The organism is Umbribacter vaginalis (assembly GCA_001552935.1).
Taxonomy (GTDB): domain Bacteria; phylum Actinomycetota; class Coriobacteriia; order Coriobacteriales; family Eggerthellaceae; genus Berryella; species Berryella vaginalis.
On sequence record KQ959677.1, the window covers coordinates 233963 to 253771 of the forward strand.

General features: G+C 45.6%; 16 protein-coding genes. 5 read left to right on the top strand and 11 right to left on the bottom strand.

The features are described 5' to 3' along the window. The 5 genes from HMPREF3190_RS02780 to HMPREF3190_RS02800 all read right to left on the bottom strand — a co-directional run. On the bottom strand, positions 1–707 hold a 707-nt coding region (locus tag HMPREF3190_RS02780), incomplete at its 3' end, for an ABC transporter ATP-binding protein (protein ID WP_066780129.1). Next, a complete protein-coding gene (locus HMPREF3190_RS02785; RefSeq protein ID WP_156425688.1) occupies positions 704–1816 on the bottom strand; it encodes an ABC transporter permease in 1113 nt (370 codons plus the stop codon). The genes HMPREF3190_RS02780 and HMPREF3190_RS02785, both read right to left, overlap by 4 nt. 15 nt (positions 1817–1831) lie before the next feature. After that, positions 1832–2929, bottom strand: a complete 1098-nt coding sequence (locus tag HMPREF3190_RS02790) for a substrate-binding domain-containing protein (RefSeq protein ID WP_066780130.1) — start codon at positions 2927–2929, stop codon at positions 1832–1834. 504 nt (positions 2930–3433) lie between these two features. Then, positions 3434–3739: a Crp/Fnr family transcriptional regulator gene (locus tag HMPREF3190_RS02795; protein ID WP_066780131.1), complete on the bottom strand. Its 306-nt coding sequence runs from the start codon at positions 3737–3739 to the stop codon at positions 3434–3436. Positions 3740–3760: 21 nt separating this feature from the next. Continuing rightward, positions 3761–4225 (bottom strand): Crp/Fnr family transcriptional regulator, encoded by a 465-nt coding sequence (locus HMPREF3190_RS02800; protein WP_066780132.1) that lies wholly within the window; start codon positions 4223–4225, stop codon positions 3761–3763. 484 nt (positions 4226–4709) lie between these two features. Between HMPREF3190_RS02800 and HMPREF3190_RS02810 the strand changes: the two genes are divergently transcribed. The 3 genes from HMPREF3190_RS02810 (at position 4710) to HMPREF3190_RS02820 (ending at position 8240) form a co-directional block, all read left to right on the top strand. After that, complete coding sequence (locus HMPREF3190_RS02810; protein ID WP_066780136.1) at positions 4710–5957, top strand: AbrB family transcriptional regulator; 1248 nt, start codon at positions 4710–4712, stop codon at positions 5955–5957. Between the two features lie 404 nt (positions 5958–6361). Further along, positions 6362–7219 (top strand): MetQ/NlpA family ABC transporter substrate-binding protein, encoded by an 858-nt coding sequence (locus tag HMPREF3190_RS02815; RefSeq protein WP_082715104.1) that lies wholly within the window; start codon positions 6362–6364, stop codon positions 7217–7219. 250 nt (positions 7220–7469) lie between these two features. Further along, positions 7470–8240 (top strand): hypothetical protein, encoded by a 771-nt coding sequence (locus HMPREF3190_RS02820; protein ID WP_066780138.1) that lies wholly within the window; start codon positions 7470–7472, stop codon positions 8238–8240. On the opposite strand, the gene HMPREF3190_RS02825 is transcribed toward HMPREF3190_RS02820, so the two are convergent. After that, positions 8197–9525: an MATE family efflux transporter gene (locus HMPREF3190_RS02825; RefSeq protein WP_066780140.1), complete on the bottom strand. Its 1329-nt coding sequence runs from the start codon at positions 9523–9525 to the stop codon at positions 8197–8199. The genes HMPREF3190_RS02820 and HMPREF3190_RS02825 overlap by 44 nt on opposite strands. Before the next feature lie 232 nt (positions 9526–9757). Here HMPREF3190_RS02825 and HMPREF3190_RS02830 point away from each other — a divergent pair, with 232 nt between their 5' ends. Then, entirely contained in the window at positions 9758–10714 is a 957-nt protein-coding gene (locus tag HMPREF3190_RS02830; RefSeq protein ID WP_066780149.1) for a DMT family transporter, read from the top strand. A 51-nt stretch (positions 10715–10765) separates the two neighbouring features. Beyond that, positions 10766–13462, top strand: coding sequence for an efflux RND transporter permease subunit (locus HMPREF3190_RS02835; RefSeq protein WP_066780151.1), 2697 nt, complete (start codon positions 10766–10768; stop codon positions 13460–13462). 202 nt (positions 13463–13664) lie between these two features. Here HMPREF3190_RS02835 and HMPREF3190_RS02840 read toward each other — a convergent pair whose 3' ends face one another. The 5 genes from HMPREF3190_RS02840 to HMPREF3190_RS02860 all read right to left on the bottom strand — a co-directional run bounded on the left by HMPREF3190_RS02840 (position 13665) and on the right by HMPREF3190_RS02860 (position 19798). After that, on the bottom strand, positions 13665–14708 hold the full coding sequence (locus HMPREF3190_RS02840; protein WP_066780153.1) for a dimethyl sulfoxide reductase anchor subunit family protein: 1044 nt from the start codon (positions 14706–14708) through the stop codon (positions 13665–13667). A 64-nt stretch (positions 14709–14772) separates the two neighbouring features. Continuing rightward, positions 14773–15645, bottom strand: coding sequence for a TorD/DmsD family molecular chaperone (locus HMPREF3190_RS07560; RefSeq protein WP_449676070.1), 873 nt, complete (start codon positions 15643–15645; stop codon positions 14773–14775). A 216-nt stretch (positions 15646–15861) separates the two neighbouring features. After that, positions 15862–16731: a dimethyl sulfoxide reductase anchor subunit family protein gene (locus HMPREF3190_RS02850; protein WP_066780157.1), complete on the bottom strand. Its 870-nt coding sequence runs from the start codon at positions 16729–16731 to the stop codon at positions 15862–15864. Next, on the bottom strand, positions 16731–17351 hold the full coding sequence (locus HMPREF3190_RS02855) for a DMSO/selenate family reductase complex B subunit (protein ID WP_066780159.1): 621 nt from the start codon (positions 17349–17351) through the stop codon (positions 16731–16733). The genes HMPREF3190_RS02850 and HMPREF3190_RS02855 overlap by 1 nt, the downstream gene beginning before the upstream one ends. Positions 17352–17362: 11 nt before the next feature. Beyond that, complete coding sequence (locus tag HMPREF3190_RS02860; RefSeq protein WP_066780161.1) at positions 17363–19798, bottom strand: DMSO/selenate family reductase complex A subunit; 2436 nt, start codon at positions 19796–19798, stop codon at positions 17363–17365. Positions 19799–19809: the final 11 nt, after the last annotated feature.

A 19809-nucleotide genomic window follows, 5' to 3' on the forward strand; every position in this document is an offset into this window, starting at 1 on the left:
GAAGCCACATTAGAAACAGCATTAGAAGCCACATCAGAAGCTGCATTAGAAACAGCCGCGCTTTCGTTAGCGGGCGTGGCGGCTTCCTGCGCGCCGCCTGGCTGACTTACAGCAATACTGCTCAGCTGGGCGATTTCGTTTAAGCGTATAACACGTGCGTGCAACGAAACATGATCGTGTTCACCATGAGTAGAAACAAGCAGCGTAGCGTTGTTCTGGTGACGCAACATAAACTGCGCAACTTCACTGCGTGTTTCACTATCAAGACCGCTAAACGGCTCATCGAGTACTAACAAGTGCGCATCACACGCAAACGCACGAACAAGCGCTACGCGTCTGCGCTGACCACCCGACAAGTATGCAACCTGTTTATCAAGCACTTCATTAGGTAACACTTCACAAAGCATCGCGCGCAAAGAACGACGAGAAACACCAGGCTTGCAAACGAGCGCAACATTATCAACCGCGCTGAGCGCATCACACAGCCTATCTTCTTGAAACACGACTGCCATGCTGCTGGTATGCGGGTTTATCAAGGTGCCAGAATCGTAGCTTTCAAGCCCCAATAAAATACGCAACAACGTTGTCTTCCCAGAACCCGAAGGAGCCATCAAACAAATGCGCTCCCCTTCTTCAATATGCATGTTTAAATGGGAAAAGACTAGCTGATCATCAAATGATTTAGCCAATTCTCTACATTCAATCATCGGTCGTCCTTTACTCCAAGATAACGTCCCAAGGGGCGCGATAACACATCGAGTGCTTTCATGACAAGCTTCTCAAAAAGCCAGCTTAAAATCATAACAACAACAGTCCATGCAAACAATTTTGGTGTATTCAAAAACGTTCGTGAGATTGCCATTTCACGTCCAATTGACGGGATGGGGTTCGCTAATACTTCAGCCATAATGCCGCTTTTCCAACTCATACCGAGCGCCATTTTGCATGCGCTGCTTAAGAAAGGCATAAACGCAGGTCGATAAATGTACACAAAGGTACGCCATGGCGATAAGCGATAGACACGTGCAAACTCAAGCATTTTGTAATCGACACTTTCAAAACCAGCAAGCATATTAATATAAATAAGCGGAAACACAATTAAAAATGACAAATAAATGGTAAGCAGCTGATTTCCAACCCAGATAAGAAGCATAATGATAATAGCGACTACCGGAATCGTACGCAACAGCGACACTAAGGGATCAAGAAATGCACGCACCACTGCTACTTTGTAGGCAGCAGCTGAAAGCAAAATACCCGCACAGCACGACAGCATAAAGCCAAGCGCAATGCGCCCAAACGATGCCAATGCAATAATCCAAAATCCTGGCTTTGCAGCTTCTGTGCAAAGGGACGCTACCACACTTATCGGGCCCGCAATGACAAGGCGATTATGAATAACCATGTCAAGAACATGCCATACCACAATCCAAAAGACGATAACACCAAAGCGTTTCATGAACGTGAGCATATTTTCTTTCGTGAATGCGTGCGCGAACGTGCCACGTTTATCCCGCTGAGCAGCATCAGATTCACACACTGCGCTCTCGAGTACATCTGTCTGTTCACACGATGTGTCTGTTTGCTTGATAAACAAGCCCTGATTATGCATCACACGTTCGTACTGTGCACGAGGAACGCTTATCAGCTCCATAATGTCGGCAATCATCGAAGCATGTAAACCTTTTTGCTGCGCGGTGCGCATCATAGCGCCCAAACTCGCATCATCAATACCGTCACTTCGTATGCGGTTTGACATCATCACTAATTTTTCTTGTGGAACACCTGCTAATTGAGCAGCTTGTGCAAAATTCATAGCAACCAGCGCACCTTAGGCTTCACCAAGCATACCTGATGGTGGTAGATAGTAAAACCCGTCATCGGGAATGGCGCCACCAACCGATTCGGGATCAGCGTCATAGAGCTGTTCAACAAAACCGCTCATCGCAGTGCGCATTTTTGTTCCTGTTATACAGCAGATTGCTAAATACGGAAATGCATCGAGCGCTACGGCATTATTCAAAAAACTGCCAAGATCTTCTTGCAGCGCTGCTGCTTTGCGATAATTTTGCTTCGTCCATTCAACCGAGCTTTTCATTAATGTTAAGTATTCAATTACCGCCTGTTCGTGTTCATGCAGAAACTTTTTATTGACAATCGTAGTAGTCATAACCGCCTGTGCCCCATTATCAGCAAACGCAGCATCCCACTCTTTCGTGATGTCAATAGGAACGTACAGAGGGTTTACCAGCAATTTCGACAAAGAAATAAATGGCTGCGGCAAAAGAGCAATTGAATTTGGCTTCTCTTGTAATAAATTTAAAATTTCAAATGGAGTCGACTTAAATTCCAAGTTGAAAGCATCAGACATGTTTTTCTTTTTAAGAAGCGCACGGATAGTATATTCGGGTGTACCACCTGCACCGTAGGCATAAACCGTACGCCCCCGCAGGTCATCCATAGTTTTTATGCTTGCGTCAGTAGTCATCACATACAATACACCCAGGTTGTTGATGCACATAAGCACATACTCGTTTTTTAGCTCGTGGTTGTTGTACAAAATAGGTCCAATGTTTGATGGCAGCGTAGCAATATCAAAGTCGCCGTTATTAAGCCTTGCTGACAAGCCAATATAGTCAACCGCATTAAATTCAAACGTAAAATTATTTTTTGTTTTATGATTTTTAGCTGCCAAAAGAAATTGAGATAAACCCATAGACGGCGGACCCATAATAAGCCCTGTGCGCACGGTGCACAAATCAGGCGAGCCCCACAACTCGCGTTTTTCGGGTGTCGCGCTCAATACTGGTTTTTCTGAGCCACCTGCATGAGAAGCGCCGCCTTGGCTGCACGCTGATAAGCTAACAGCACTTATGCCAGCACAAGCGATACTTCCTGCAATAAAACTTCTTCTTGAAACGCTTTGCATACATCTCTCCTTTTCTGGTGAGCGATACGTGCACTGAACGGCTAAGCTGCGTGTTCTATCTGCAGTTTTTGCAAACCATGCAAATGTATGTACATGGTGCAGTGTGCGGGCTGCGTGCTTGCTGTATCGCTTCGAGGTCTATTTGTTATCTTCATTTAACAAAATAAAAGCTTTCAAAGAAAAAAGATGTTGCAGCTGCAACATAATGCAAATTTTTTTACACAAATGTGCACAATTCAGGACGTGAACGCACAGCACGTGTATCTGATGGTACGCAGGAACAAATGTCAGCTGTTTGAACGTGCCAGAAAGCATACCAGCTGGGAATACCTATCCGCACACTAACAGCATCTCATGCATATTCCCCTTGTCTATCATTGGCTCGAGCAGGTTTTCCATACGCACGCTCACACCGTACGCACGCTGTATAAGCGCACTACCCATGCCTTTCAGCCGCTCGGCAAACGCCGCCCCTGCATGCGCACACGCTCACAACACACGTACCTATTCTTCAAGAAATGAGCGATCTTTCAGGTAGATAACATTATCAACTGTCTCGATAACTCCATGTTCTGAAAGGGTTTTCAGTTCACGATACAGCGTTGTTCTATCAACACCAAGCAAGCGCGCAAGCCCCGACTTTTCAATAGCTCCCAAGGGAAGCTGTCGCGTAGTACTTGTTTGCTGGGCGTTCGTGAGTAAGAACAGCTTAATACGTTCACGCAGACGCTTACGGGCAAGCATTTGCATTTTTGAATTAAGCAACACATTTTTCCGAGAAAGCATGATGATGATATTACGCATCAGCATGCATACTTCCTTGCCGCCATGCTATGTGCCGTAGTCCATCATTTTCGGGATGTCAAGCCAAATAATACGACACGGCTCTATTGCTTCTACTTGCACTAAACTATTCACTTGCGCGCCTGCAATTGCTTCTCCGAAAACATTCCCTTTTCCCATTTCAGCTATGGTAGTAGGATTGCCTGCTTCATCATAAAAATCAAGACGCAGAACGCCAGAAATAATAACCCCTGCATTGTGAATTTTTTCGTTCAAGCAGATAAGCAACTCGCCTTTATCGTAGCTTTTAATATAAGCATTACACGCTTGCTCAATTTCACGAAGCGCCTCAAGCGAGATTCCTTTGCATAAGCTGCTATTGGCGAGAATTTCAAAGGCTGATTCTTCCATATGATCATCCTCACGTATAGAAGCGCTCAGCACCACGATAAGCGTACTCTTGATTGATTGCTGTTGTGTAAAACTGCCGTGCGCTTTTTTGTTATGTGTCATGGTTATTATAACCCGAAACGCACATGAATGTTGTGCTTTATCCCAATGTATTGCGCAACGGCAATTTTTCTTTTTATCTGTATCACAAAAACCACATCCAATAAGAACATTCTGCAATTTTCTGGTAATATTGCTACATATTTGTTCTTTGCTGGTGCACAAAACTTCAGTGCGGGGTGCGCACAACTATCTTCATACGCGGGCTTGAAACGTGTAATAGAAACGCGTGCTGGAACGGACACCTGAAAGACGGAGCGGATACCGTGCCAGTTGCTGGTGCGGAAACGTAAACGGGAACGGCCTCCTGAAACTCGTTCCTGAACTGTGTTCCTGAACCGTATTACTGAGCTGTATGCCTGAGCTGTGTTCCAGAGCTGTATCGCTGGTCCATCTTGCTGAGCCGTATTGATGAACAGGGAATACGTTTACAATCGTAGCCAAGAGTCATCTAGAGTTACCAAGAATTATCAAGAAAGTGTGCATGATGATACCAGATAATATACTGCTTACCCTATGCGCACATGGCGCACTCGCCGTACTGTTTGGATGCGCGCTTTTCTTTATGCGCATGCCTGCTGGCATACTTGTGGGTGTGTTTGTGGCGTTTGCCGTTACCAACTGCACCCTTGAACCGCTCACCTTGCCCGATACACTGCGCGTTGTGATACAAATACTGGCTGGTAGCTGTGTTGGATGTTCACTTACACGAAGTGATCTGTTCCATATTCCCCATCTTGTAAAACCACTGAGCATTATGCTCATATCGTGTTTTGCTATTATGCTCATAGGCGCTGTTTGTATTTCTGCACTAACGAACTGTGATATGCTCACAGCGCTTATGTGTGCTGTGCCAGGAGGCATTAACGACACACCTGTTGTAGCAATCGACATGGGGGCTGACGGCATTACCGTTACGATATTGCAATTAGTGCGACAAATTATAGGGGTAGCAGTATTTCCTGCTGTTATTCATCTTCTTGATATGAAAAGCAATGCGCAAACGGATCATCGTGTGCAGCATGCTCAACACACTACGCACGTCGAACGTCGCGTACCACACACTATACGCAACACATGCGCGAAACAAGCTGCACACATAAAGGTACTTAACCGTTTACAAGCTTATACACCTGCACCTTTACGACATCATAAGGAACAAGAGGCTGTTTCTGACGAAGGCTCACAAGCCAAAGAGCAGCAAAAACACCACGATATACCCATGCGCACTATGCGTACGATTGCAGCACTTCTTGTAGCAAGTATATGCGGAATTATTGGCTATGCTACACACATTCCAGGAATGATTTTTACGCTGGTAGTAGCCGGAGTACTAGCTTTAAAACTGGGAGCTAATTTTGCGTATAGCCCACGCAGCATAAAACGCTTAGTACAAGTACTTTCGGGCGCTTATCTGGGAAGTCTTATCACGCCTGATAAATTGCATGTATTGCTTGAACTGATACTACCAGCACTTGTTATTGTTGCGCTTTACACGTTGAACTGCTTTATAACAGGTGCGCTGCATAAACGCTTGTGTGGATACACATCAGCCGAAGGGAGAATGATGAGTATCCCTGCTGGAGCAAGTGATATGATACTGATCCTTGATGACATGCGGATTCAAAATAACGATATTGTTATAGTCCACGCAGTGCGAGCGGCAGCCGTAGCAGCTCTATTTCCCCAGATAGTAAATCTTTTATGCTTCGGGGCGCGAACGATAGGTTTATAAAAGTGTTCATTGTAAACAATTAATACAAGCACCATTCAACACATTTCATACAAATTTTCTCTTCATAATGAGCTTGCTACCTACCGTCAATAGAAAAAAATAAGTCTTTTTTTTAGTTTATTTTGATACAGATCGTAAACGTCGGATATGCATATAATCATGGTGTGAACAGGTATCAAAATGTATATTATATATATCATAAAACCCGGCAATAACTTTTTTCGATAACAGCTGTTAACAATTACGAATAAGTAAAACTATTGCTATCAGCTTCTTAAACCTTTAGGCTTGCACAAGCAAGTTCGAACCATTGCCATACTGCTTTTCTCAAACACGTGCAGGGAAGGGTACCTGTTTGAGGAAAACAAATTGAAACGCACACACTACCGAGGAAGGTAATTATTATGACTTACGAAATTTCACGCCGTAACTTCTTTAAGTTTGCTGCTTTTGGCATTGGCGGTGCAACACTGGCAGCAGCATCACTCACTGGATGCGCACAAAACACAAAATCGGGTGCTAAAGATGACAAAACCGTAAGTGTGGCATGCTCGCCTACCCCTCATGCTGACATCTTAAACGGCGTTGTTGCAGGTGTTCTTGCAAAACAAGGGTACAAACTTGTGGTACGTGAATTTAACGATTACGTACAACCTAATATTGTGACCGAAGAGGGCGAAGTTGACGCCAACTATTACCAGCATGTCCCCTATTTGGATGACTTCAACGAGAAAAAAGGAACTCATCTCATTCCACTTGCTGCTGTACACTTTGAACCGTTTGGATTTTATCCAGGAACAAAGAAATCATTTAGCGAAGTTGCAAAGGGTGACAAAATTTCTATTCCAAGCGATGCTACCAATGAAGGACGTGCACTGCTGTTATTGCAAGAAGCTGGTCTGATAAAAATTGATCCAAAGGCTGGCGTAAAAGCAACAAAAAATGATGTTATTGAAAATCCGCACAACATTCAACTGGTAGAACTAGAGGCTGCACAAACGTCGCGCTCGATAAAAGACGTAGCGTTTGCTGGTATAAACGCTAACTTCGCAATTGATGCAGGTCTGAAAGTAGGCAAAGACTCCATTATTCTTGAAGACGCAAAAGGCAAAGCTGCACAAACGTATGCCAACATTTTGGTGGTAAAGAAAGGCAACGAAACACTCGACAAAATTAAAGCACTCAACGCTGCGCTCACCAGCGACGAAACGCGCAAATTCATCACTGAGCACTTTAAAGGTGGCGTGCTTCCTGTATTCTAAGCTCGTAGTGCGCGTGTTCTAGGCACTGGTTACGCTCTCAGCGTTCAACACTTACTTCTGTGTTGATTGCACGAACCGACTGTTCTAAAACGCACCTCTTAAGCTCACGTTAAACTCGGTACCGTATAGTGAAATGGTTGCGATACGGTAAAACGGAGAAAAGTATACCTTGCGGGGTATACTTTTCTTTTACTATACCTATAAACGGTAAAGCTCAGGTAAAATGACCCTGCTAATTATAAGGAGCACCATGTCAATCTCTACCAAACGTGAATACAAAGGAGTACTGAGTATTAAGCTTATTGCAATTATTGCATCTCTCTATGGAATAATCCTTAATTGGAAGGGCTTATTTTCACTCACCTATTTTACTAATCTCTCGAATATTTTTATGGTATGTGTATTAATGTGGGCGCTGGTGAAACACATAAAACACCCTAGAAATAAAGCTACTTGCACATCGCTACACCATTCACATAACTCCAATGTACTTTGGTATACCGTGAAATTCATGGCAACGCTTTCTATAATGGTTACGTTTAGTTTGTATGTATTCTTTTTAGCTCCAACGAATGAACAAGGCTTTATTGCTGCATTTACTCATAATTATTGCGCAAGTTTGTGTGTTCATGTAATAGCACCGCTGTTCGCGTTAGCTGATTTTCTTTTATTTGATAATGCAAGCAAGAGTAATAAATACACCGTTTGGTACGGTGTTATTCCTCCTTTTGCTTATATTGCTTACGTGTATATACTATCCTTTTGGTTTCATGTTACCTGGAAACATGGAATGCCTGCACCGTACAATTTCTTAAACTATGCGGCGCCCTCTGGATGGTTTGGCTTAGAATGGGGAGCTATTTCAAGTACAAGCTTAGGCATTGGGGTTGTATATTTTATAACGATATTTACCATACTATTCCTATGCTTAGGAAAACTAGGAATGATATGGCAAAACAAACTTTACAAAAAGCGTATTAAGCGCTTCGCAGCTGATACTGAGGACCAAGCGCATAGATAAGCACCGCTACAAACAAAGCACTGATTATCTCAGACACAACGCACGAAAGCCAAATGCCGTTCACGCCTAAAAATACCGGAAGCAGCAACACGGCGCCGCATCCTAACACAAGCGTGCGCACAAGGGAAATAATCGCTGACACTAATCCATTGCCAAGCGATGTAAACAGCGACGAGCCATAAATGCTAATTCCCATGACCAAAAAACTGAACGCGTAGATGCGCAACGCAAATTCGGTTAGCGTCTGAAGTGCACTATCACCTCCAGAAAACGCGCACGAAATGTAATAGGAACCAAAATACGCAATCAAGGTCATAAGAATGCCAAGCACTGCCATAATAAGCAGGCTTTTCTTAAGCAGGCTTTGTTTTTCAACAAGATTCGCACTGCCATGCGCAAAACTCATCAGCGGCGAGGAAGCAATGGCAAAACCACTAAACAATGCGCTGAACAGCCATCCAACGTATAAAAGAGTGCCGTATGCAGCAACGCCATCGGCGCCAATATAGGAAAGCAGCTGAATGTTGTACAGCATGCCTGCAAGCGACACTGAAACAAGAGAAATCATTTCAGATGAACCGTTTGAGCACGCTTTTGCAATGGTGCTCATGCGCAGCGAAAAACGTGTAAAGCGAAAATGACTTGAGTTGTGTTTGCGCATGAAATATACCAACGGTATGCCGCCGCCAACAAATTCTGAAATCGCAGTAGCCCACGCAGCACCAGCAACACCCCAGTTCAACATTGCCACAAAGACCGCATCAAGCACAATATTCGACAAGCCTGCTACAAGCGTTACCAGAAAGCCGTAGCCTGGTTTTCCGGCAGCACTAAACAGCGGCTGAAACGCATATTGCACCATGTAAAACGCAAGAGAGCTCATCGAAATGCGGCCATAAACAAGCGCCATCTCGTATAAATTGTCACGCGCACCCAAAGCATAGGCAATTGACGGCATAAACAGGTAGCCAAGCGCTGCGCACAGCACACCAAGCAGAAAGGTGAATACGGTAAGCAACGTAAAACTCTCGAGAGCGAATTTCGTTTTTCCTGCTCCTTGAGCATGCGAAACAAGCGCAGAGCCACCAGCTCCAATCATAAAGCCCGCAGAACCCAAAATGAGAATAACTGGCATAACAATATTGATAGCAGCAAACGCTTCTTTTCCTGAACAGTTCACAACAAAAAGGCCGTCCACCACCGCGTACACCGATGCAAACAAGGTAGTTGCCATGCATGGAACACTCAGCTTGAGCAGCTCAAAAAGTGTAAAATGTTTTGTCATATCGGTAGCCATACCTAGATTATATCCAATGAATAAGGTGCTTGGCAATGCTCTATAAGCGTGAACAGGCAGTTCATGAAGAGCTTGTGAAGCGTGTAATAAACTTCCTTACAAGTTCACTAACCGCATAAAACTATGGTATGTAATAGGCAGCAATAATAAGTAAACGTAAGAGGCGCATGCACGAGATAGATTTAAAAGCGCACGAAGCTAAAACAGTAAAGGAGGAGAAATGCAATTGTCATCACGCAGAGCAGCTGGCATAGTCTTTACACTGGCAGGCGCTATTTTGTGGGGCTTTTCTGGCGCAACGATACAATATTTGCTTTCGACACAGCTGATTTCTCCGCTGATAATAACGCTCGTACGCATGATTGGTGCAGGCATCTTATTCCTAATCATCGGGCGATTTCTTCAACCAGGAAGCATAGGTGCGCTCCTTGCATCAAAACGCGATATTGCCACTTGCGCCGTATTTGGTATTGCGGGATTGTTCTTCAACCAAATAAGCTATGCTACTACCGTAGGTCTTACCAATTCGGGTACCGCAACGGTTCTTGCAAGCTTAAGTATCATTATCGTTATGCTTGTAAGCTGCGCACAATTCCGAAAACTGCCGCGTGTTCAAGATGTTGTTGGACTGGTGTTTGCACTGCTTGCAACCTTCCTTATTGCAACGAAAGGCGATGTGCACAGCTTAGCTATCCCGCACGAGGGTCTTATCATGGGCTTTATCAATGCTATAACCGTTGCAATTTATGTGATGTATCCGCGCAAACTGATGAACACGTATGGCAGCATCACAACAGCTGGTTTTGGTATGCTTTTTGGCGCGTGCGCTGCCGTTATAAGCGCAGGTAGCATTCATATTCTTGAAGCAAGCGGCACCGCGTGTATGCCTTCCATAACGCAGCTTGCACACATTCCTCCCCTGCGCGCTGACATCATGATAGGGCTTTTCATTGTAACGGTTATTGGAACTGTTGGCGCCTTTGGTATGTACTTACATGGCATTTCGATTATCGGCGGTGTTCAAGGCACGCTGTTAGGGGCAGCGGAGCCACCCAGCGCAACCATCTTCCCTGCTATTTTCTTGGGAACAATATTTACCTGGGCAGATTGGCTGGGTCTCATTTTTATGCTAATAACAGTAGTACTAGTTGCGCTACCAAACAAAAAACAAACTTGATATACTAAGCAGAGCCGAAATATTTTTTCAATCGCGAAGAAATGAGGTTGTATGAAAGCGTTTGCACAGTTTATCACCCGCTTCCATAAGATAATTTTACTTATTGGAATTATTGGTGCTCTCGCGTGCGCCGCTGCCATACCTGCAAGCAAAATATGCCAAGATCAAACGGCATATTTACCACCTGAGCTACCGTCGCGCGTGGCACTTGATGTTCAAACGCAAGAATTTGGCCATACAAGCGATGTGCTTATTATGACGCACGATCAAAGCGAAGATACGCTGAATAGTCTTTCCGAAGCGCTGCGCTGCATGCCTGAAGTAGCGTCGCTGTATTCTCAAAAAAGCAGCGTGGATGATTCTTACACGCTTCTCAGTTTAGCAGTAAAAGCAAATGCGTATTCAGACGAAGCAAAACAGGTGCTTAACAGTATAAAATCTACACTTGAACAGCACGGTTTACACGTGCACGGAAAACACCAAAATGCCTACATCAGTGGTACGATAGCGCAAGCGAATACCGACTCGGTGTCGTATACGCTGCTGTTTGCCGTTCTTGCGGTAATTGTCATTTTATTTATTATGGGCCGCTCGTGGCTTGACCCGTTCCTGTTGTTAGGAACCATCGGCGTTGCCATTTTATATGGCATGGGAACAAATGCGCTGCTACCAAGCGTTTCAAAAATTAGCTTTTCAATTGGCGCTTTATTGCAGCTGGTGCTGTCGCTTGACTATTCGATTATGTTGCTTACCTTTTATCGGGAAAAGCGCGAAGCGGGGCTTTCAGCACGTGACGCCATGCGCGATACCTTAAGCACGAAACTTACTGCTATTCTTGCAAGCTCAACGACCACGATTGCCGGTTTGCTGTGCCTTGTTGCAATGCAATTTCCTATTGGGCGCGATTTGGGAATTGTACTGGCAAAAGGTGTAGCGTTTAGTTTGATTATTGCCTTTACGGTGCTCCCGAGCGCCATTATTGTGCTCGATAAAGCGCTTGTGAAAACGCAAAAACCAAGTCCAACGCCTACCTTGAAGCGCCTGGCGCACATCCAGCACACGCTGCGCATACCGCTTGCTGTTGTGTTACTCATAATTGTTGTTATAAGCGTACCACTACGCTCGACAATGGACCCCTATTTCCATGTGTCTATCTGGTCTAGTGATGATGCAACCGTGCAGCGCTACTTTGAACCAGAATCGAATTCAGTAATTTTGTACCCAAGCACAAAAACTGCAAGCGATGACGACCGTGCGCTTGCGTTGGTAGACAAGCTGAAAACGCTCCCCGGTGTAAAATCGGTTATGAGTTATGAAACCAGCATCGGCAAGCCTCAATCGCGCGAACAGTTGCTTGAAAGCAGCCACGTACCTGAACCAGTAATTACCGTGCTGATGGATAAAATTCTCAATCCCGATATACAAGACACCTATACGGTATCGGAGTTCTGCATGATATTGGCAAACAGCGTGGGTAAGAATAACGGCGAAAGCAGTTTGCCAGGGGCAACGGGGAACGTTCAAGGGTCGCAAGCGAACGGGAACAACGGGAACGTTGTGAGCGCGCAAGCGAAGGGCGCGCACGCTAACAGCACTGGCGCTAGCTCTTCTACAAGCGCTTCTCCTGGTGCTTCCACCAGCACGCCTTCTGTATCCTACGCGCAAGATGGCACGATCATCCCTGGTTTAAGCGGCGGAGCATCCGCTGCAACGGCAGCAAAGCCCGAACAAATTGCTGCTGCGCGCATGCAACAGCGCATGCAATTACAGCAACTCGCCCAGCACTATCAAGCTGATCCTCGTAAACTAACAGCGCAAGAAATGTATCATGTGCTGCAAGCCATTTCGCCGCGCATGCCAAACCTTGTCACCATAGAATCTCTCTACCAAGTGACCAGCGCGCAAAAACGGTATAACCCAACATGGAGAGTTTCCCTGTTCCAACTGATAGAAGAATTTGAAAAGCAAGTTAATGCGCGCAATGCGCTGTTTGTGTCCATGAGTCCAAGCGAGAAAATGGACCTGCGTGTGAAAGCGCATGCAATGGAAACGGCGCACAACAATTTTGTGGGTTCCCACTTCAACCGCATGATTATTACGTCTAATGTGCATCCAGAATCGAAAGAGATGACGCAATTTATATCAGAAAGCACCGAGCTGTTGCACAACGCCTATGGCAATGAAACGTATGTGTTAGGAGCAGCACAAACTGCTCATGAAGCACGCGGCGTGTTCAACAGCGACTTGCAACTTGTTTGCATTTTGAGCATTGCAGCCGTATTTATTATTGTAGCGCTTGCGTTCCGTTCATTGAGTATTCCGCTTTTGTTAGTGTTGCTGATACAAGGCTCTATCAATGTTACAGCAGGCATTACAGGCGTTTTAGGAGGCGGCACGTATTACGTTGCGCTGGTTATTGTGCAGGCAATTCTTATGGGTGCGACTATCGACTATGCTATTTTGTTTACTGAAAACTATCGCGTAGCGCGCAAAACACAAACAGTGCGCGATGCACTTGCGTATTCGTATCGCCTTACTATCCACACGGTTGCCTGTTCAGGTGGCATTTTGTTCATTACCACGGGCGTGTTGGGTTTGTTCTCCCCCGATCCAACGACCTCGCAAGTATGCCTTACGCTTGCAGAAGGCGCTGGTATTGCGCTTGTTTTCATTTTGTTGTTGCTGCCCGCTACACTAGCATGCTGCGACAGAGTTATTAGACCCAAGCACAGCTATCGCAGTAAGTAACAAAACTTAATATTAAAGCTATAGCAATTGAAGGTGGCAGAAGAGCAGAACCCTGGAACATGGCAGAACACTGGCGAGCAGCAAAACAGCTAAACGCTGCAGAATAGAAGACAGAACAGCATAAAGGCACAAAATCATAAAGCCTGCAGCTACAAAGATAGACAGAAAACCACAAACGTCGTAGAAACTCAAAACCACAGAGCTACGTGCTTATGCCAACTGTCATATGCAACACATAGAACAAAAAACGCAGTGCAAACACACCTGAAAAAGCACACATCGACGCTGCTATCATTACTATACATGGAGTTCTAAACTGCAAAAATGCATGCTGGCGCAAACGTTTCAAGCAATAGGCAAACAGCCCCAGTGATATAAGACAACTCAAGATAGCAAGCACATAAACAATAAAGTAATAGGGTGCTTTTTCATAAGCTGATACAACAGCATTGCGTATCGACAACGCATACCAGCCATAGCCTGCACTCACAATGCCATCAGCGATACATCCAATAACACTCACTACCAAACACACGCGTGCCATACCTATAAGCATGTGCACATCAGGCGATGTTATACTGACACATTGCAATTTCTGCTTACACGAAACGTTATCACTCGCCGCTCGGTCGCGTTTCTGCACTGGCGTGCCACTAGTAGTAGAAAATTCACCATGAATAGCAGCACTTAGTGCAAGCAACACGCCTGCAAAAAACGGTCCTAAAAACAGAGCATGAACAACAATCGACGCAGGTGCCCACGCATTATACCAGGTAATAATAGTAGGAACATGATACGCTAATGCCACCGATGCAATAAATGCAACAACACTTATAAGCAGCGCGCCATACCACAAACGCATAAGCAACAATCGAGAGATGCCAAAAAGATGTTCCCGACGAATAAAACAAGCCATCCAAAACGTAGCAGCACATCCGAGAAATACCGCAGCACACAATACTTCATTTGAAAGCGGACTTCTCCCTACGCCCAGCAACACGTATAAAGCATTTGAAGGATTGCCTAAATGAGTAGCAGAAAATACTAAACCAAGCGTTGCACCTGCTAAAGGAAAGGCAAATAAACGCCCCACGCGTGCGCGAAATTCATAAGAATGCTGAGCGCATACCAGTGGCAGCGCAACAATCACACAGCACAGCGCACACGCTGGCGCCAGAGATGTAAATAACACCAGCGTAATTTCTTGATATGCTGTTACAAGAGCAAGCTGTTGCGCTAGTACCATATCTCCCCCTCAGCGCACATCTATCTTGTTAGCTGCAAAAATGGTTCACACGCCCCCTACCGTGCTAAACACGATAAAAATGCGGTATTACAACTGAAAGCTGTGTTATATACCACACATTATTTAAGTATGCATTGCAAAAACGAGCAAGGGCTCTATACAGCGGATGCGTCGTTTCTCTTTCAAGAATACCAAAAAAATGCCCACACCATGGCAACAGATGAAGCTGAAGCAATTCTAAAGCGCAATCGAGACGCTCTGGCAGCAATAAATCAAGAAGCGCAATTAGCAAACCTATATGATCATCAGGCATGTTATCGTATTGTGTTTGCGTTATGCCACACGCACGCATCCACGCACGCAGTTCAAGCGTGGATGCACCAAACATCACTTCCTGGTAGTCGGTATATACCGAGCCCCATGGTGGCGCCGCTTTATGAGCTGGTCCTACAAATAAGCGCCTATATTCCCACACACTTTCCTCATTGTGCTCAAGCGCATAGCTACACGCTTGCTGCAAATTCTCAATACAATTTTGCATATCGCGCAATGAGCACAATTCAGGAAGTGCGGAGGGCACGTTCTGCGTGCATGGCGTGCTCGGTGTGTGCGCGCCGCATGACTTGCTCAGTGTGGACGGTACGCTCGCGGCGCACGATGTTGTGCTCGCGACACATGATGCGACACGTTCTGCTTGTGGTGCATCTTCTGCACGTGCGGCGCTGCCCACGTGCGATGAATCACGCACGCAGCCAGCATCGAAAAACCACAGCTCTTCAGTAAGCGTGCGCGCGTCTTGCGCCGCTAATACTTGAAGCAATGCGCGCACTTCTTCTTGGTGAGGTTCATACAAAAACAGCAGCGATGCAATGCGCGCAAAGGTATGAAGCGATTGTTGTGCCTGGTTAGAGGCAAGAATGCTCTCTTGAATAGACATAGTGCGAACCTGTTGACGCATGCTCTCACACACGTGCGTAGGCGCGCTCACAGATTCCCCTGCAGTAACGTCACCACACGCTCCATTGCAAGCGTCCGTATTTGTTTCAGCACAAACATCTGCACATTTAACTCTACCAGTAGGCTTTTTATCTTCCTGTATCATACATCATCCCTGCCTCTTAACGCGAGCGCGCATCACACACAAAACTACTGCTTATAGAAAAATTCCCACTGAAATATGCATAGCGTAAAACGCTAAACGACCAGCGAAAACACTTAATACAACAACAGCGCACGGAAGTATTGTGAAAAACGCGCAGTGGTGCACGCGTGTGCGATAGCTAAGCACTAAAGCGACGCACGTTAAAACGATACATGCAAGCAAAAAAGGAACAGCATGATTCGCAAGATCGATTCCCGATTGCAAAGCATTTTGATACGATGCCGTAAGCCATACCTGTCCAAGCAAACCAACAAGAATAGCAGCTACACCAAGCCCTGCTGCGATGCACAAGCGCCGCGAGCTAATGTGTTCCTGCGTTAAGGCACCACGAGAACTCCGAACAGCAATACTGCGCATCAAAGGCACCAAGCACACACCGCCAACAAGCGAATACCCCAGCATTTGCACACTATTAAACGGTGTCGACCACGAATGAACTGTGGGAATCATGTACGCAAATCCGATAAAAATTGAGAACACAAGAGCTGCAACACCTACAACACGCGCAAAGATGCAAAATTGTGTTTCGTTAAGAACACCGCGTGCAGCCAGAACACAAAATACGATTGCTAATACTAAAAACACTCCTCCAACAGCAATTTCATTAGACAATGGCGACGTGCCAATGCCAAGCACTACATAAGGCATATGCACGGGATTTGCCAAATGGAAAACCGAAGCGGCAAAGCCTACAAACACCAATACTAATGGTGCACACAGCGCGTACACATAGCTTTTTCGGGCGTCTTTGGAAGTGCTAAACAAGTTCACAAGCAGTGCGAACACAGAAAATGCTCCTGCTCCGATAGGCGCAAAGGTTGTAAACAGCGCTAAAGGCAACTCTTGGAATACATCAATCATTACAGCACCTCTTTCACATTGACCACACTACCCTCGTGTGAACTGTATAAACGTGCGTCTTGAGCTTCTTTGATATAAATATTAGGGTGTGTATATTTCGGATTAGGAAGCGGAGCAATGCGTCCGCGCTCTCCGAGTTTTTGCATTTCCTCTACAGGACCAAACTCAAGCGCGCGCAGCGGACATGCTTCAACGCAGATAGGAGCTTTGCCCTCTGACACGCGGGCAGCACAACCATCGCATTTCACCGAATGTCCCAGTTGGCGATCAACCTTAGGGGAGTTGTACGGACACGCCATGTGGCAATATCCACATCCAATACAGCGCCCCTCGTTAACGCTTACCAGGCCACTTTGCGCGTCTTTATGCATAGCGCCCGTTGGACACACTGAAACACATGCTGGATTGTCACAGTGATTGCAGCTCATGGAAACGTGATACACAAACGATGAGCATTCAAACGCACCACTTCCACAAGGGTTCCACGTTCCGCCTTCGTAGTCGTACACCTTTCGAAAACTAATGTCTTTTGAGAGGTTTTTATAATCTTTACACGCAAGCTCGCAGGTTTTGCACCCCGTGCAGCGTGTATTGTCAAAATAAAAAGCATATTGAGTCATGAGAATTTCCTTTACGCGCTGGCTTTCGTTACTTGCACAATAATTGAGTGCGATGGCCCATTTCCCTTCGCAAGTGGCGTTGGGCGATACGTTGTGAGCGTGTTGATACATGCGCCTGTGTCGATTTTATTGCCGTTCATATCGGCTTTATGCCATGCACCTTGAGGAATAGCAATTGTTCCAGGAATAACGCGCGGCGTAACACGCGCTTCAATACGTATCTCACCAGCAGGGCTTTTAACAGCGCAAGTATCGCCATTATGAATGCCACGCTTATCAGCATCAATCGGATTGATCCACATCTGTTGACGAGCAGCCTGTTCAAGCACGTCTATAAAGCCAAATGATGAGTGTGTACGACTTTTGTGATGAAAGCCTGAGCAATACAAAGGAAATTCTTCGGTTGTGCAACCATATCCCTCTGGACCAGGCCAAAACACGGGGATTGCATGAATTTCTTCGCCTTCTTTTAACTCCCAGGTATGCGCAATAGTATCGAGCGCTTCCGAGAAAATCTCAATTTTGCCTGATGGAGTACCTAAAGGATTTGCAATTGGATCGTCTCTGAACTTTTTAAGTCCAATGGCAGGTTTGCATTCTCGTTTATAGACACCTTGCTTGAGAATTTGTTCCCAACTTGGCATTTGTCCATCTTTCGCAGCGCCTTGTTCATAAAGATAGCGCGTCCATTCATCATGCGTGCGACCTTCAGTAAATTTGTCGCGCAAACCAAACGTTTCGGCAATATCGGCGCACACATCGTAACTACTACGGCACTCACCTGGCGCTTTTTGAGCAGGACCACCAACAGTAACGCCTGTATAGTATTCAGAATAGCCTTGTGTTTGCATGTTTAATTGCTCAGAGCGCATAGCGTCAGGAAGCAAAATATCAGCATATTTTGCCGAGTCGGTTAACACCGTATCCCATACCAAAATGAATTCACATTTAGTGTCATCAGCTAAAATCTCATGAGTATAATTGATGTCTCCATGTTGATTTGTTAAACAGTTGCCTGCATAATTCCACAAACATTTAATGTCGCTTGAGAGCTTATCAGCGCCTGTTATGCCCGCATTCGTTTTCGTCATAGTATGACCATGATCGATAGCATTTAAATACTGATACACAGGAAGTGTCGTTTTAACAGGATTTTTAAAAGGAAGCGAACCCACAAGATAGGTGGGCGGCTCTGCTTCGCGCTGTCCTGTATTAGTACCTGGCAAGCCAATTTTTCCAAGCGCAATAGGAACCATGCAGATGGCACGCGTTGTGTCTTCTCCATTTGAGTGGCGTTGAGGACCCCAACCTTGGCATACAAAAGGTGCTTTTGCTTGCATTAACAAGCGCGCTAAATCGCGAATTCGAGATGCAGGAATTTGAGTTATTGGTTCAGCCCATTCAGGTGTTTTGGCTGTTTTATCAGCGCCTAATCCAAGCACGTAGTCTTTATAGGATGCGTGCTTGCCCTTATGCTTTTCAGGCATGGTGCGCTCATCCCAACCGACGCAATATTGTTCAAGAAATTCCTCATCAGTGCCGCCGTTTTTAATAAACTCATAAATCAAAGCAGCACACAGAGCAGCGTCGGTGCCCGTACGTATAGGCAACCACTCATCGGCATGTCCGCTTGCAGACTCATTCATGCGGTAGTCAATATTGATAATTTTGCCGCCGCGCGCCTTTACCGCTTCGCGCACACGCGCAAAATCCCACACAGCATTCGCGCCACCCATACGCGTTTCAGCAGGTGAATTACCAAACATCACCACTAAATCGGAGTGCAGTGCTGCTTCGCTAAAGGAAGATGCGTTCACATTATCGTAAGGCGAAAACACGCTGCCTTTTTTCTTATCAGAGCCAAACATATACGGCATAACGCACTGCAACATGTGTGTTGAATAATCAGCTCCCTGATTGACAAATCCACCCAGTAAGCTTAACAGGCGTTTACTGGGGTTTCGACCCATCGAGCTATACATGCCCGTTGCATAGTTTATGAAAATCGACTCATTACCATAGGTTTTGATAATGTAGTCAAGTTTGTCATGAATGATTGAAATGGCTTCTTCCCACGAAATGCGCTCAAACTTTCCTTCGCCACGTTTACCAACGCGCTTCATAGGATACAGCAATCTATCTGGGCTATTAAGCCAGCGGCGCATCGATCGGCCACGCAAGCACGCGCGTGCTTGGAAATCACTCGACCCAGTGGTATCGCTTTCCATATACGTGATTTTTCCATCTTTGACGTGCCACTGAAACACGCAATTGCCGCCGCAATTTACATTGCACTGACTCCATGCAATGCGCTCGGGCGCGTCTGCTTGTGCAGGTTTTGCATGCGTATCGAACAGATAACGCGTTCCTACACCAGCTGCCGCGAGTGCAAGCAACGTTGTCGATGCTCCACAAAACGCGCGACGACTTGGATTTCGATATGTCATTATGCCCCCTC

Bases quoted from the DNA above. Each gene is read 5' to 3' on its own strand.
- HMPREF3190_RS02785 (WP_156425688.1), bottom strand. From the start codon at position 1,816: ATGAATTTTGCACAAGCTGCTCAATTAGCAGGTGTTCCACAAGAAAAA.
- HMPREF3190_RS02790 (WP_066780130.1), bottom strand. From the start codon at position 2,929: ATGCAAAGCGTTTCAAGAAGAAGTTTTATTGCAGGAAGTATCGCTTGT.
- HMPREF3190_RS02795 (WP_066780131.1), bottom strand. From the start codon at position 3,739: ATGCTGATGCGTAATATCATCATCATGCTTTCTCGGAAAAATGTGTTG.
- HMPREF3190_RS02800 (WP_066780132.1), bottom strand. From the start codon at position 4,225: ATGACACATAACAAAAAAGCGCACGGCAGTTTTACACAACAGCAATCA.
- HMPREF3190_RS02810 (WP_066780136.1), top strand. From the start codon at position 4,710: ATGATACCAGATAATATACTGCTTACCCTATGCGCACATGGCGCACTC.
- HMPREF3190_RS02815 (WP_082715104.1), top strand. From the start codon at position 6,362: ATGACTTACGAAATTTCACGCCGTAACTTCTTTAAGTTTGCTGCTTTT.
- HMPREF3190_RS02820 (WP_066780138.1), top strand. From the start codon at position 7,470: ATGTCAATCTCTACCAAACGTGAATACAAAGGAGTACTGAGTATTAAG.
- HMPREF3190_RS02825 (WP_066780140.1), bottom strand. From the start codon at position 9,525: ATGACAAAACATTTTACACTTTTTGAGCTGCTCAAGCTGAGTGTTCCA.
- HMPREF3190_RS02830 (WP_066780149.1), top strand. From the start codon at position 9,758: ATGCAATTGTCATCACGCAGAGCAGCTGGCATAGTCTTTACACTGGCA.
- HMPREF3190_RS02835 (WP_066780151.1), top strand. From the start codon at position 10,766: ATGAAAGCGTTTGCACAGTTTATCACCCGCTTCCATAAGATAATTTTA.
- HMPREF3190_RS02840 (WP_066780153.1), bottom strand. From the start codon at position 14,708: ATGGTACTAGCGCAACAGCTTGCTCTTGTAACAGCATATCAAGAAATT.
- HMPREF3190_RS07560 (WP_449676070.1), bottom strand. From the start codon at position 15,645: ATGTCTATTCAAGAGAGCATTCTTGCCTCTAACCAGGCACAACAATCG.
- HMPREF3190_RS02850 (WP_066780157.1), bottom strand. From the start codon at position 16,731: ATGATTGATGTATTCCAAGAGTTGCCTTTAGCGCTGTTTACAACCTTT.
- HMPREF3190_RS02855 (WP_066780159.1), bottom strand. From the start codon at position 17,351: ATGACTCAATATGCTTTTTATTTTGACAATACACGCTGCACGGGGTGC.
- HMPREF3190_RS02860 (WP_066780161.1), bottom strand. From the start codon at position 19,798: ATGACATATCGAAATCCAAGTCGTCGCGCGTTTTGTGGAGCATCGACA.